A 13,679-nucleotide genomic window follows, 5' to 3' on the forward strand; every position below is an offset into this window, starting at 1 on the left:
ATTGCCGGACCCCTTCTGACATGTTCTAGCCAGCGTCTCACCCCAGCGACGCCCTGGCCCCTGCCGGCCCCCACACGCCGGCCAGAGGAGGATTCCGTGCGCCCCCGCTCCCTTGCCCTCGCCGCGGCCCTTGCCGTTCTGCCGCTGACCGCCGTCTCGCTCGGCGTCACCGCCGCGCAGGCTGCCCCGAACCCCAACGCCTCCGCGCCCCGCGTCTCGCTGCCGAACACCGTGACCCCCGCGGTGGCCCGTTCGGAGAAGAAGGGCGACGTCCCCGCCGAGCAGCAGCTCACCGTCGCGGTCAGCCTCAAGCTGCGCAACACCGCCGAGCTGGACCGCTTCCTCACCGCGGTGGCCACCCCGGGCACGCCCGAGTACGGCCGGTTCCTGACGCCGCAGCAGTTCACCGAGCGCTTCGGCCCGACCCAGGCCGGCGTCGAGCAGGTCAAGTCGTACCTGGCCGCCCAGGGCCTGACCGTCTCGGGAGTCAGCGACAACCGCCAGGTGGTCAACGCGCACGGCACCGCCGAGCAGATCGCCAAGGCGTTCGGCACGCACGAGAGCGCCTACCTGGACCCGCAGCAGCAGCGCACCTTCTTCGCCAACGACGCGGCCGCGTCCGTCCCGGCGGACCTGGCCGACGTGGTGCAGGGCATATCCGGCCTGAACAACCACACCGTCCGGACGACCCGCAACGTCAAGCCCTCCAGCACGCCGGCCGCCCCCAACGCGACCACCGCCGCCCCGAGCGGCTTCGGCCCGGGCCAGTACGACGGCGCCTACAACCTCGACAAGACCGGCGCCGACGGCACCGGAGTGACCGTCGCCCTCTGGGAGTTCGACGGCTACAGCGCCAACAACCTGAAGACGTACGACTCCCAGTACGGCCTGACCGGCCCGGCCGTCTCCACGGTCTCGGTGGACGGCGCCAACTACGACAGCAAGCCCGGCGAGGGCCAGGGCGAGGTCGAGCTGGACAGCGAGATCGTCCGCGGTGTCGCCCCCAAGGCGACCCAGCTCGTCTACGAGGCGCCCAACAGCGACCAGGGCGAGATCGACATGGCCGCCAAGATCGTCGCGGACAACCGGGTCTCGGTCATCTCCATCTCGTGGGGCTCCTGCGAGCCGGACACCACCGCCTCCTCGATGACGGCGGTCGACAACTCGTTCAAGCAGGCCGCCGCCCAGGGCATCTCGATCTTCTCGGCCTCCGGCGACGACGGCTCCCGCGACTGCACCCGCTCCACCAGCGGCTCCTCCGTCAAGGCGGTCGACTTCCCGGCGTCCAGCCCGCACCAGACCGGCGTCGGCGGCACCAACCTCAAGGTCTCCGGCAGCGCCTACTCCTCCGAGAGCGCCTGGAGCACGGCCGGCGGCGGCGTCTCCACCGTCTTCCCCAAGCCGAGCTGGCAGACCGGCACGGGCGTGACCGGCACCATGCGCACCGTCCCGGACGTCTCCTCCAACGCCGACCCGGCCAGCGGTTTCGCGATCTACACCGCCGGCGGCTGGCAGGTGTACGGCGGCACCAGCGCGGCCGCGCCGCTCTGGTCCGGCTACGCCGCCCAGTTCAACCAGAAGGCCAAGGCCGCCGGTCAGCCCGTCCTCGGCGAGGCGAGCCCGAAGCTGTACGCGGTCGCCAACAGCAGCAGCTACGGCACGACGTTCCACGACGTGACCACCGGCAAGAACCAGGACTTCTCCACCAAGGCCGGGTACGACCAGGTCACCGGCTGGGGCAGCCCGATCGCGGACGCCCTGAACACCGCGCTGCTCGGCACCACCCCGCCCCCGTCCGGCGGCTGCACCGCGACCCAGCTGATCGGCAACGGCGGCTTCGAGACCGGCACCGCCGCGCCGTGGACGGCGTCCAGCGGCGTGGTCGACAGCAGCACCGGTGAGGCCGCTCACTCCGGTTCCTGGAAGGCCTGGCTGGACGGCTACGGCAGCTCCCACACCGACACCCTGTCGCAGACCGTCTCGATCCCGGCCGGCTGCAAGGCCACCCTCTCGTTCTGGGTGCACATCGACACCGCCGAGACCGGCACCACCGCGTACGACAAGCTGACCGTCCAGGCCGGCTCGACCACGCTGACCACCCTGTCGAACGCCAACGCGGCCGCGGGCTTCGTCCAGAAGTCCTTCGACCTCTCGGCCTTCGCCGGCCAGACGGTGACGGTCAAGTTCACCGGCACCGAGGACACCTCGCTGAAGACCAGCTTCGTCCTGGACGACGCCGCTCTCAGCGTCTCCTGACCAGTCTCGCCCCCACATCGTCGGGGCGGTCCGCACCTGGACCGCCCCGGCGGTGTGTTTCCGCACTGTTTCGAGATCGCTAACCTTGCTGTCGAACACCCGTGACTACTGTCATACGCACGACTGATGACGTAGCCTCTCGACCGTGCATAGGGTTCCCCACAGCTCGGTGAAGCCGCTGACGGCGCGCCTAGGCGCCGGACCGGCCGCGCCGAACCCGCCTGCTGGGGAAGGTAACCGTATGGGCTCACAACACCCCCAGGACGCCCGGCTCCGGCTGGTCGGCCCGCGCCCCGGCGCGCCCGCACCCGCCGCCACGCCGATCCCGCCCTCCGCCGCAGCACCCACGACCGCAGCACCCGCGACCCCGGCGCCCGCGACCGCAGCGCCGGGCCCCGGCCGCCCCGCGCCCGCCGGGGGCTTCGCCGACGCCCTGAACCTGGCGATCGAGGCCAGCGGCCTGAGCCTGGACCGGATCCGCGCCGCACTCGCCCAACGCGGTGTCAGGGTCAGCGTCACCACGCTGAGTTACTGGCGGCGCGGCCGCAGCCAGCCCGAGCGGGCCAGCTCACTGCGCGCCGTCCACCTGCTGGAGGAGCTGCTCGGCCTGCCGCACTCCACCCTCTCCGCGCTGCTCGGCCCGCCCCGTCCGCGCGGGCGCTGGGCCGCCGCAGCGAACACGGCGCACCTGCGGCTGGAGGACGTCTGGCCGGGCGAGCAGGAGATCGCCGACGTCTTCACCGAGCTGAACGCCCCGCCGGTCGGCGAGCTGGAGCGGCTCTCCATCCACGACTCGTACTACGTCGACTCCGAGCGCCGCGGCAACCTGCTGCGGATGCGCCAGGTCGTCCGCGCCACCGTCGGCGGGGTGGCCCGCTGCCTGGTCGTGCACAAGGCCGACGAGGAGGCCACCGGCTGCCCCGAGATCACCTCGGTCCGGCACGGCCGGCTGGGCAGGGTCCGCCGCCGCCCGGAGGTCGGCCTGGTGGTCGGCGAGCTGATGCTCGACCGGCCGCTCGCGCTGGGCGACAGCACGGTCTTCGAGTACGAGGTGGAGATCCCGCCCGGCGGCCCGACGCTGGAGTACAGCCGCCGCTTCGCCATCCCGGTCCGCGAGTACGTGCTCCAGGTGCACTTCGACCCGGCGGCCGTCCCGGTCCACTGCGAGCGCTACGACCGCGCCCCGGGCGAGGACGTCGACCGCCGCCGCGAGCAGCTCTGGATCGGCGCCTCCGCCAGCGCCCACGTGCTCGCCCCCGACCAGCAGCCGGGCCACGTCGGCATCCGCTGGGAGTGGGAGTAGCCCACCGCGCACCGCGCGACCGGCCTCCGCTCCGCCATCTTACTCATTTGTCATGACACCGCCACCCCCTTCCCCACCTAACCCCTTAACGCCCGAGAACTGGTTGACGCTCCTACCGTCTAACCACTAACGTCTATAACAAGAGTTAGACATCGGCGTCCGCGGACGTCCCAGCCACGGGAGTGACCAGCCATGTCCAGCACCACCCTCAGCAGCAGCACCACCCTGCAGACCGGTCACGTGGGCCTGAACGTCACCGACCTGGACCGCTCGATCGCCTTCTACCGGCGCGCCCTCGGCCTGGAGCTGATCAACGAGGGCACCGACCCGGACCGCCGCTTCGCCTTCCTGGGCCGCGACGGCCGGCTGCTGATCACGCTCTGGCAGCAGAGCACCGGCACCTTCGCCACCGCCACGCCCGGCCTGCACCACCTCTCGTTCCAGGTCGACTCGCTGGACGAGGTCCGCGCCGCCGAGCAGGTGCTGCGCGAGCTGGGCGCCGAGTTCGCCCACGAGGGCGTCGTCCCGCACCGCGAGGGCGCGGCCTCCGGCGGGATCTTCTTCACCGACCCGGACGGCATCCGGCTGGAGATCTACACCCCGAAGGGCGTGGACGAGACCGAGGCCGCCGCCCCCGCCGGGTCCGCCCCGACCTGTGGCTTCTTCTAGGTCCGCGGACCAGCGGCTTCTCCCGGGTCCGCCCGTACCTGGGGCTCCTTCCGGACCCGTCCGGACCAGCGGCTTCTCCCGGGTCCGGACGGACCGACCACCCCGCCAGGACAGGAGGCACGCCATGACCGGCAGTACGCCCTACCACCCGGGCGAGCGCGCGGTGCAGGCCCGCGCCGGCCGCAGCGACCGGGCCGACCACTCGGGCCGCGCGATCGGCAGCACCATCCCGGCCGTGGCCGCCCGCTTCCTGGCCGAGCGGCAGCTCCTGGTGGTCGGCGCCGCCGACGCCGACGGCCGGCTCTGGGCCACCCAGCTCACCGGCGGGCCCGGCTTCCTGCGCGCCCGCGACGACCGGACCCTCACGGTGGCGGCCCGTCCCGCCGACGACGACCCGCTGGCCGCCGCACTGGCCGGGCCGGCCGAGGTCGGCACCATCGCGCTGGATCCGGCCGGCCGGCGCCGGATGCGGCTCAACGGCCACTCCGTGCCGGACGGCCGGGGCGGCCTGGTGGTCACCGCCGACCAGGTCTACGCCAACTGCCCGAAGTACATCCAGCGCCGCAGCCCGCTGGCGCAGCCGGCCGCCGGGACCCCGCACGCAGTGGCCGCCGGGCCGGTCCTCTCCACCGTCCAGCAGCTGGCCGTGGCCACCGCCGACACCTTCTTCGTCGCCACCGCCGGCCCGGACGGCCGGGTGGACGCCTCGCACCGGGGCGGCAACCCCGGCTTCCTCAGGGTGCTCGGACCGGACCGGCTGCGCTGGCCCGAGTACGCCGGCAACAGCATGTTCATGACCCTCGGCAACCTGGAGCTCGACCCGCGCGCCGGCGTACTGCTGCCGGACTTCGAGACCGGCGGGGCACTGCTGATCACCGGCGAGGCCCGGACCGACTGGTCCGAGCAGGCCGCGGCCGGCCTGCCCGGCGCCGAGCGGGTGGTCGACCTCACCGTCACCGGCGTCCTCGAACTGGCCGACGCCACCCCGCTGACCTGGACCGATCCCGAGTACTCACCCGCCAACCCGCCCGCCGCCGCCTGACCGGGCGTCGCACGACCGGTCTGACCGACCGCCAGATCCCTCCCGGCACTACCGTCCCTCCTCCGCCCGCGCCACGCCGGGGCCGCCGAACGGCCGTCACCCTCCCGGCCCAGCCCGCCGCGCCGAACACCCGTCCGGTTTGGGAGTTTGGTCCCGATGACACGTGCCATCGGCCTGGAAGGTCGGTCCTGTCGAGCTGTCAGGGCCGGACCGGGAAAGAGGCGGAGAATGACCCGTACCGACCAGCTGACCCCGCTGCTGCAGTTCGACGAGGTCGAACCGGACGACGACTGCATATGCGGGGGCTGCAGCGCCCGTCGCCGGGCCCGGCTGCACGCCGCCCCGGTCCACGAGGGCGGCCATGCCGCGTCCCGCAGCGTCCGCCGCCGCGCCGCCGTGCTGATGGCCGCCGTCGGCACCGCGCTCGGCGGCGGTGCGGCCGGAGCCGCCGGTGCCGCTGCAGCCCCCACCCCCGCCCCGAGCCCGGGCGGCAGCAGCGCCACCCAGCCGCCCAGGACCCCGCAGGGCGAGGTCAGCGACCCCTACGGGGACGACGGCCGCGGGTTCGCCGCCCCGCGCGCCACCGCGGTGCCGGTCACCCGGGCGCAGATCATCCAGCGGGCACAGAGCTGGGTCGACCAGAAGGTCCCGTACAGCATGAGCAGCTACTGGTCGGACGGCTACCGCCAGGACTGCTCCGGCTTCGTCTCGATGGCCTGGGGCCTGGGCAGCAGCCAGACCACCTGGACCCTGCCCGACTTCGCCGACCGGATCACCAAGGCCGACCTCCAGCCCGGCGACATCCTGCTCTTCAACAACCCGGCCAGCCCGCAGGCCGGCTCGCACGTCGCCGTCTTCGGCGGCTGGACGGACTCCACCCGCACCCGCTACCTGGCCTACGAGCAGACCTCCCCCGGCACCACCCAGCGGGACACCCCGTACGCGTACTGGTCCAACTCCGCCTCGTACGTCCCGTACCGCTCCAGGGAGCTCTCCGGCGGAGGCAGCAGCAACGACGGCTCCTCGTCAACCGCCTTCCCCGGAGCCGACACGTTCGGCCCGGGCGCGAACAACGCGTACGTCACCAAGCTCGGCCAGATGCTGGTGCAGCGCGGCGGCGGAAGGTTCTACACCGAGGGCCCCGGCCCGCGCTGGAGCGAGAGCGACCGCAAGGCCACCGAGGCGTTCCAGCTCGCCCAGGGCTGGCGCGGTGCCGAGGCCGACGGCCTGCCGGGCAAGGACACCTGGGACCACCTGGTCAACGGCAAGGGCCGCGACATCGACGGCGCCACCCCGCTCCCGCCCCCGCCGGCGACCCCCGGGGTGCCCGCCTTCCCCGGAGCCGACAAGTTCGCCCCCGGCGCCGCCGACGACTTCGTCCGGCAGCTCGGCGAGCAGCTGGTCCGCAGGGGATTCGGCCGCTTCTACACCGACGGCCCGGGCCCGCGCTGGAGCGAGAGCGACCGCCGCAACGTCCAGGCCTTCCAGGAGGCCATGGGCTGGCGCGACACGGAGGCCGACGGCTACCCGGGCCCGGACACCTGGAAGCGGCTCTTCTCCTAGCCGCCGGCACCCGCCCGTCGGCCGCCGACCGGCCCCCGGCCAACCGCCCGCCCCCTAGCCCACGCGCCCGCCCGGCAGGGGAGCACCGGGCGGGCGCCCCGACATCCAGTGGAAGAGCCCCATCGCGACGCTGGTCGCCAGGTTGAAGCTGGAGACCCCGGGCTGCATCGGCACCGCCACCAGCCGGTCGGCGCGCGCCTTCAGCTCCTCCGAGACTCCGTGCCGCTCGGTGCCGAAGGCGAGCAGCGCGTCGTCCGGGAAGGACACCGTCCGCACGTCGGCCCCCTCCGGGTCCAGGACGTAGAGCGGGCCGGCCGGCAGCTCCGGCAGCGCCAGCCGCTCGACGGCGGTGGCGAAGTGCAGGCCGGCGCTGCCCCGGACGACGGTGGGGTGCCACGGGTCCAGGTCGCCGGTGGTCACCACACCGGTGGCGCCGAAGCCCGCCGCCAGGCGGATCACCGCGCCGACGTTGCCCAGGTTGCGCGGGTTCTCCAGCAGCACGACCGGAGCCGTCCGGGGCCGCCGGGCGAGTGCGGCCAGGTTGGCCCCGGCGGTGGGCCGGGCGGCCAGCGCGATCACGCCGGTCGGGTGCAGCCGCGGCGCGAGCTCCCGCAGCTCCGCCTCCGGCACCTCGGCCGCCAGGCCGTCCAGCGCGGGCACCACGTCCTCGGCCAGTTCGGCGGCGAGCGCCAGCAGCGCCGCCCGGTCGGCGGTCAGCACCTGCCGGACGTCCCCGCCGAAGCGCAGCGCGTGCTTCAGCGCGTGGAAGCCGTCCAGCAGCACCGTCCCGGGCGCCCGGGCGCCCGCCCGCCAGGCCCGCACCAGCTCGTCGTTCATGCCGCTCACTCTGCCACCCCGCCGTCCGGCGGCCGCAGCCGCCCGTGGCCGTCGCCCTGGCCGTCACCGTCGCCGTGGCCGCCGCCCTGGCCGTGACCGTCGCCGTGACCGTCCGGCACGCCCTACCGGGCCGTCGACTCCTGCGCGCGCTGCGCCGGGGTGGCCGTGCCGCCCCCACGCAGTGCCCGTTCCAGGTCCTTCAAGGCCTGGAGCAGCAGCCGGGTACTGGACCGGACGACGTCCCGCTGCACGCCGGCCGGCGCCCCGGCCAGGCGCTCCTCCAGCTGGGCGTGCGCCTCCCGGACCGCGCCGAACTCCACCGGCCGACCGGTGAGCAGCGCGCCCGCCGCCAGCGCGGTGGCCAGCCGCAGCTCCTCCGCGAACTCGGCCGTCCCGGGCACCGGTTCGGCGTCGGCGGCCGGCAGGTGGGCCTCCAGCAGCACGGCGACCCGCCCCAGGTGGCCGACCGCGGCCCGGGCCCGGTCGAGCTGACGGCGGCTCACCCCGGGCAGCCCGGAGGCGTGCCGGCCGGGTTCGGCGTCGGCCCGCTGCATCGCCTGGAGCAGCTCGGAGCGGGCCTCCCGGGAGTCCAGCAGGGCCGACCTCACCTCCCGCCCGCGCGGCGCCGCCGGGTGCTCGTAGACGGCGACCACGGCGGCCGCGTACCGCCCGGCGGCGGCCAGCCACTCGGCCAGCCGTTCGCCGAGCCGGGCGGTCTGCCAGGTCGGGAAGAGCGCGTAGACGAGCAGCGCGACCGAACCGCCGAGCAGCGTCAGCCCGACCCGCTCCACCGCGGTGACCAGCGGGTTCCCGGCCTGCAGCCCGAGCAGGAAGACCACGTACGAGGAGACTCCGACCGTCATCAGCGCATAGCCGGTGCGCAGCGTCAGGTACGCGACGCCGATGCAGAACACCGCGAGCGCGGCCAGCACCCTCCCCCCGGGGTGGGCCAGCTGCACCACCAGGGTGGAGACGGCGACGCCGACCATCGTCCCGGCCAGCCGGGCCACGCCCCGGCTGTAGGTCTGCGCGAAGTCGGGCCGCATCACCATGGCGGCGGTCATCGGCGCCCAGTAGCCGTGCTCGAAGCCGGCCAGCCGGGCGAGCAGGTAGGCGAGGGTGACCACCGCGGTGAGCCGGACGGCGTGCTGGAAGACGGCCGAGTGCGGCTGGAGCTGGCGGCGCACCGCGCGGACGGCGACCGGCAGCATCCGGGAGAGCGGCGGTTTGCGCAGCGCCCCGCCGGCCCCGACCACGGGGGTGCTGATGGTGTCCTCGTCGCCGCGTTCCAGGGTGTCGGCGGCCTTGCGCAGCAGCCCGGCCAGCCGGCGGGCGGCCCGCCGGGCGGCGCCCCGCAACTCCGGGCCCTCGACCGGGACGGCCAGGGTGAGCGCGGCGCGGAGCGGTGGGGGCACGTCCGGCCGGAGGCCGGGGGAGAGCTGCAGCGGGTCCCCGGTGCGGATCGCCTTGGCGAGGGCGTCCATGGCCTCGGCGGCGGCGGCCAGGACGGCCCGCGCCCGGTCGCGTTCCGGGCCTTCCGCCGGGGCGCCGACCTTGGGGTCGGCGAGCGCGGCGAGGGTGGGGCGGATCCGTTCGGCGAGGCCGCGCAGGCCGCGCATCTCGGGCGGCCGGTGGCGGTCCTGCCAGGGGGTCAGCGCGGCCGCGTGCCGGGCCGTCATGAACGGTGCCGGGTCGACGTGCGCGGTCGGGTCCTGGCGCAGCCGGCGGGCGTAGTCGGCGAGTTCGGCGTAGGTGTCGGCGAGCGCCTCGCGCTGGGCGGTCCAGCTGCCGATCGGCCAGAGCGTGATGACGACCGCCTGGACGAGGCCGCCGAGCGCGCAGACCAGCCCGTGGCCGAGCGCGGCCGGCACGCTGACCGGCAGCTGGACCACGACCAGCATCACCGCCAGGGTGTTGGCCGCGACCACCCCGGCGGTGGGCCCGATCGCCCAGGCCAGCCCCGCGCCGAAGGCCCAGACGGCGAGCAGCACGGGGAAGGCGCCGGGCACGCCGGCGGCCAGGTAGCCGAGGAAGGTACTGGTGCCGAGCCCGATCCCGGCCGCGACGGCGAGCGAGGCCCGGGGCCGGAAGCTGCGCTGGAAGGTGGCCGTCCCGGCGATGAAGGCGCCCATCGCGGCCGAGGTGGCGAGCCGCGGCCCGCCCAGTGCCAGTGTCGGGAAGAGCACCAGCGCGACCGCGACGGCGCCGCGGACCGCCCGTTTGGGGTCGGTGAGCGCCCGGTCGAGCGTCAGTCCGGTCCGCGCGGTGTCTCGGAGTGCGGCGAACCAGGACATACCGGTCAGCTTAGGGGAGGGGCTCCTCCGGGAGCCGGACGCCCCGGACGCGCGCCCCCACGCCCCCGATCCGCGCGGCCGCCCAGAGCAGCGCGGCCGTCGGCAGGAAGACCGCGTCCGCCGCGACCATCGCCAGCGAGAACACCGGCAGCCCGAGCAGCACCGCGATCCCCAGGTGCTCGGCCATCATCACCACCAGCAGCGCGTTCTTGACCCTCCGGCTGACCAGCGTGAACGGGAACGCCACCTGGAGGATCACCGTGCCGTAGGAGATCAGGAAGACCGGCAGCAGGGCCGAGGCGACCAGCCCGGAGAGCCACGGCCAGGGCGTGAAGTAGTCCAGGTGCAGCGGGTAGTAGAGCGCGGTGCCGTCCTGCCAGCGCGAGCCCTGCACCTTGTACCAGCCGGCCGTCGCGTAGATCAGCACCACCTCGGCGGCGATCACCAGCATCGCGCAGTTGTGCACCATGGTCGCCAGCGCGTCCAGTACCGCCCGCGGTTCGCCGTCCGGCCGCAGCCGCCCGAGCGCCCACCAGAGCCCGGCCACCGCCCAGAGGCCCCAGAACACCGGGGACCAGCCCAGGTACGGGAAGGCCGCGGTCGTCCAGGTCAGGCTCTCCCCGGAGAAGCCGCCGAGCTGGCAGACCAGCAGCACCGCGCCGAGCACCGCCCAGAGCACCACCCCGCCCGGGCCGGGCGCGCGGCGCCGGGCGTCCAGCGACCAGACCTCGGCGCAGCGGGTGAAGACCAGGTAGACCGCCATCAGGTGGACGACGTTGTCGCCGCCGTCCCCGAGGAAGACGTTGCGGTTCTGCAGCGACAGCACAGTGACGAGGAACAGCACGCTGCTCGCCCTGGTCCGCCAGCCGAGCGTGACCGCGACGGCGGCCAGCACCGCCAGGTGGTAGACCAGCTCGAACCAGAGCCGACCGCCGAACCAGGGCAGCACGGTCAGCGCCCCGTTGTCGGCGAGCAGCCGCTCGGCGAGGTCGAGCGACCAGGGTGAGGTATCGCCGTACAGCAGCCGCCGGTTGGGCCACTCACGGAGCAGGTGGGCCAGCCAGACCAGGCCGAAGCCGATCCGTACCGCCGCCGCCTGGTGGCGGCCGAGCACCTGCCCGGTGAACGCGCCGAAGGCCCGCGCGCACAGCGCGCCGACGCCGGGGCCCGGCCGCCGCGGGGCCGGTGCCGGGGCGGGCACGGGCTGCTGGGGGACCGCCGGCAGCAGCTGGTCCGGCGCCGTCTCGTTCACCCGAGCCCCCGGTAGTCCTCGTCGTTCACCGGCCACCACGGCAGTTCCCGGACCTTCGGTGCCGGCGGCGCGGCCTCCCCGCTCCAGCCCGGAGGCGGCACGGTGGCGGTCGTCACCCGGAACTCGATCTCCATGATCCGCTCGCCGTCGGCAGCGCGGCCGATCCGCTGCAACGCGATCCGCTTGAGGTACTGCTCGGCGAGCTTGCCGCGCGGGTTGGTCAGCGAGTCGTCCTGGGCACTGTGCGAGCCGTCGTAGAAGTCCCAGGCCCGGCGCAGCAGGTTCTGGTCGGCGTGGCTGGGCGCCGGGTTGCCGCGGATCGCGGCGATGTCGCGGGCGGTCAGCCCGACCCAGTCGTGGGTCCGGGTGGCGCCGCCGGCCACGACCGTGCGGACCCGGGCGTCCAGGCTGACGTTCTGCTGGAGCGGGTTGGGAGCGAACAGCTTCCAGTTCTGCTCGAACTCCGGGTACACCACGCCGTCGACCTGCTCCCGGTACTCCCGGGAGAGCGAGTTGGCCGGGGCCACGTGCAGGAACACCGCGCCGAGGAAGAGACCGGTGACCGTGACCAGCACCACGGCGGCCACGGCGAGCACGGCCAGCGCCGGCGTCGACCAGGCCCTCGCGCCGGGCGGGTCCTCCGCGCTCTCGGTCATGCACTTTCCCCCAGCCTTCGGCCGGGAGGTACCCCCACCCGGCAGCCTTCGGCCGGGAAGTCACCCACCCGGACGGGCGCCGCCGGTCCGTCCCGGCTCGGTCGCGCGCCCATCCTGCCCTACTCCCGTGGGCTCAGCGGAGCGTGTCCGGCGCGGGCGGCGGGGGGCCGGCGTCGCCGCGGTGCGCCCCGGACGCGTCGGCGATCGCCGACCGGCGCCTCCGGACCGCCCGCACGGCGGTCATCGCGACGATCCAACCGAGCGCGGCGACCCCGACGGCGACCAGCGGTCGGCCCGTCGCGACGGTGACCTGGGCGACCACCTCGACGATCAGCCCGAACACGACCACCAGCACCGGCACGTGCCGGAGCCACCACCCGTCCTCCGCCGGCGCGACCGTCTCCGGTGGCATCTCCGGCTCGCCTCAGGCTTCCCCGATCGATCGCTACAGGACGTACGCGTCCTGGCCGTTGATGCCCACCATCGGACGGCCGGCGCCCTCCCAGGCGTACATGCCGCCGTCCACGTTGACCGCGTCCCGGCCGTTCTGCACCAGGTACTGGACGACCTGCGCGGAGCGCCCGCCGACCCGGCAGAGCACGTACAGCTTCTCGTCCGGCAGCTCGCCGATCCGCGCGACCAGCTGCCCCATCGGGATGTGCAGCGCGCCGTCCACGTGCCCGGCGTCCCATTCGTCCTGCTCACGGACGTCCAGCAGAGCGGCGTCGGCGGGCACGGAGGCGGCGTCGGCGGTGGGGATCTGGGCGAACATCGTCTGACTCTCCTGGGGCTCGGTCCGGTCACCGCCATTGTCCCCCACCGGCCGGGCTCCGAGGAGCCGCTCCAGCTCGGCCTGCTGGGCGGCGGCCTTGGCGAGCAGCTGCTCGGCCAGCTCCTCCAGCAGCCCGTCCGGGTCCTGCGGGGCGAGGGCGAGCAGCTGGCCCATCGCGGTGTTCTCCAGCCGGACCTGCTCGGTGGCGGTCGCGGCGATCTTGGCGTTGAGCCACTCCAGCCGGCGGCGCAGCCAGCCGAGCCGGTCGGGCGAGTCGAGCGCGGGGGCCGCCTCGGGGGCGGTGGACCACTCGGCGGCCAGGCCCTCCAGTGCAGCGCTGTCGCCGTACGCGTAGGCCTCGTTGACCCGGGCGATGAAGGCGGCCCGGCGCTCCTGCTCGGCCGGGTCGGTGGTCAGGTCGGGGTGGGCGCGGCGGACGAGGTCACGGTAGATCCGCTGGGCCTCCCGGCCGGGCCGCACCCGGGCCGGAGCGGCCGGCGGCGGGGCCGCTTCCTGCTCCTGCACGCTGTCGAACAGCGCGTCCAGGTCGGGGAGTTCGTCCACCCGCCGGCGCGCCTCGGCGGCCAGCCGGAGGTCCTCCGGGTGCCCGGTCCGGGCGGCCACCGTCTCGGCCACCAGCGCGTCCAGCTCGTCCAGCCGGGCGTAGAGCGGGCCGAGCAGCTGGTGGTGGATCAGGGCGAAGTTGTCGATCTCGACCCGCAGCGTCTGCATGTCGACGTCCATGGTGAGCCAGGCGAGTTCGGCGGCGGCGACCCGCTCCTCCAGCTCCTGCTGCTCCGGGTCCGTCCAGCGGACGGGGATCTGCGCGGTCACTTCTCGCCTCTGTCTCGTCCTGTCGCGGCCTGGACCGGTCCGGCCCGGCCGGCCCTGCGGGCGACCCTCCCGGTACGGCGTACCCGCGCCCCGGGCGGCCCGGCCGCCCACCCTACCCTCGCACGCGCTGCTCCGACCGGGTGGACAAGGAGTGCGGAGCGGCACACACCGAGTGACACGCAACTGATACTGATGAATCTC

General features: G+C 74.6%; 11 protein-coding genes. 5 read left to right on the plus strand and 6 right to left on the minus strand.

The window, feature by feature from the left end:
* Window positions 1–96: 96 nt before the first annotated feature.
* From ACZ5WK_RS21875 to ACZ5WK_RS21895, 5 genes are all read left to right on the plus strand, one after another.
* Window positions 97–2,256 carry a S53 family peptidase gene (locus ACZ5WK_RS21875; RefSeq protein WP_465549123.1) on the plus strand — a complete coding sequence of 720 codons (2,160 nt, stop codon included), beginning with the start codon at window positions 97–99 and terminating at the stop codon, window positions 2,254–2,256.
* Between the two features lie 241 nt (window positions 2,257–2,497).
* Window positions 2,498–3,559 carry an XRE family transcriptional regulator gene (locus tag ACZ5WK_RS21880; RefSeq protein WP_465549125.1) on the plus strand — a complete coding sequence of 354 codons (1,062 nt, stop codon included), beginning with the start codon at window positions 2,498–2,500 and terminating at the stop codon, window positions 3,557–3,559.
* Window positions 3,560–3,751: 192 nt separating this feature from the next.
* Window positions 3,752–4,228 carry a VOC family protein gene (locus ACZ5WK_RS21885; protein WP_465549127.1) on the plus strand — a complete coding sequence of 159 codons (477 nt, stop codon included), beginning with the start codon at window positions 3,752–3,754 and terminating at the stop codon, window positions 4,226–4,228.
* 124 nt (window positions 4,229–4,352) lie between these two features.
* Window positions 4,353–5,270, plus strand: a complete 918-nt coding sequence (locus ACZ5WK_RS21890; RefSeq protein WP_465549129.1) for a pyridoxamine 5'-phosphate oxidase family protein — start codon at window positions 4,353–4,355, stop codon at window positions 5,268–5,270.
* A gap of 228 nt (window positions 5,271–5,498) precedes the next feature.
* A complete protein-coding gene (locus tag ACZ5WK_RS21895) occupies window positions 5,499–6,833 on the plus strand; it encodes a peptidoglycan-binding protein (protein WP_465549131.1) in 1,335 nt (444 codons plus the stop codon).
* A gap of 54 nt (window positions 6,834–6,887) precedes the next feature.
* Here the strand turns inward: ACZ5WK_RS21895 and ACZ5WK_RS21900 are convergent, their stop codons facing one another.
* The 6 genes from ACZ5WK_RS21900 to ACZ5WK_RS21925 all read right to left on the minus strand — a co-directional run bounded on the left by ACZ5WK_RS21900 (window position 6,888) and on the right by ACZ5WK_RS21925 (window position 13,478).
* Complete coding sequence (locus ACZ5WK_RS21900) at window positions 6,888–7,670, minus strand: TrmH family RNA methyltransferase (RefSeq protein ID WP_396322955.1); 783 nt, start codon at window positions 7,668–7,670, stop codon at window positions 6,888–6,890.
* A gap of 122 nt (window positions 7,671–7,792) precedes the next feature.
* On the minus strand, window positions 7,793–9,964 hold the full coding sequence (locus ACZ5WK_RS21905) for an FUSC family protein (RefSeq protein ID WP_465549134.1): 2,172 nt from the start codon (window positions 9,962–9,964) through the stop codon (window positions 7,793–7,795).
* Between the two features lie 10 nt (window positions 9,965–9,974).
* The gene (locus ACZ5WK_RS21910) at window positions 9,975–11,216 is read right to left on the minus strand and encodes an HTTM domain-containing protein (RefSeq protein ID WP_465549137.1); all 1,242 of its coding nucleotides are present in this window, start codon (window positions 11,214–11,216) and stop codon (window positions 9,975–9,977) included.
* Entirely contained in the window at window positions 11,213–11,872 is a 660-nt protein-coding gene (locus tag ACZ5WK_RS21915; protein WP_465549139.1) for a DUF5819 family protein, read from the minus strand. The genes ACZ5WK_RS21910 and ACZ5WK_RS21915 overlap by 4 nt, the downstream gene beginning before the upstream one ends.
* A 133-nt stretch (window positions 11,873–12,005) precedes the next feature.
* Window positions 12,006–12,284, minus strand: coding sequence for a hypothetical protein (locus ACZ5WK_RS21920; RefSeq protein ID WP_465549141.1), 279 nt, complete (start codon window positions 12,282–12,284; stop codon window positions 12,006–12,008).
* A 33-nt stretch (window positions 12,285–12,317) separates the two neighbouring features.
* Window positions 12,318–13,478 (minus strand): rhodanese-like domain-containing protein, encoded by a 1,161-nt coding sequence (locus ACZ5WK_RS21925; RefSeq protein ID WP_465549143.1) that lies wholly within the window; start codon window positions 13,476–13,478, stop codon window positions 12,318–12,320.
* Between the last annotated feature and the right edge of the window lie 201 nt (window positions 13,479–13,679).

The organism is Kitasatospora sp. NPDC032757 (genome assembly GCF_055579305.1).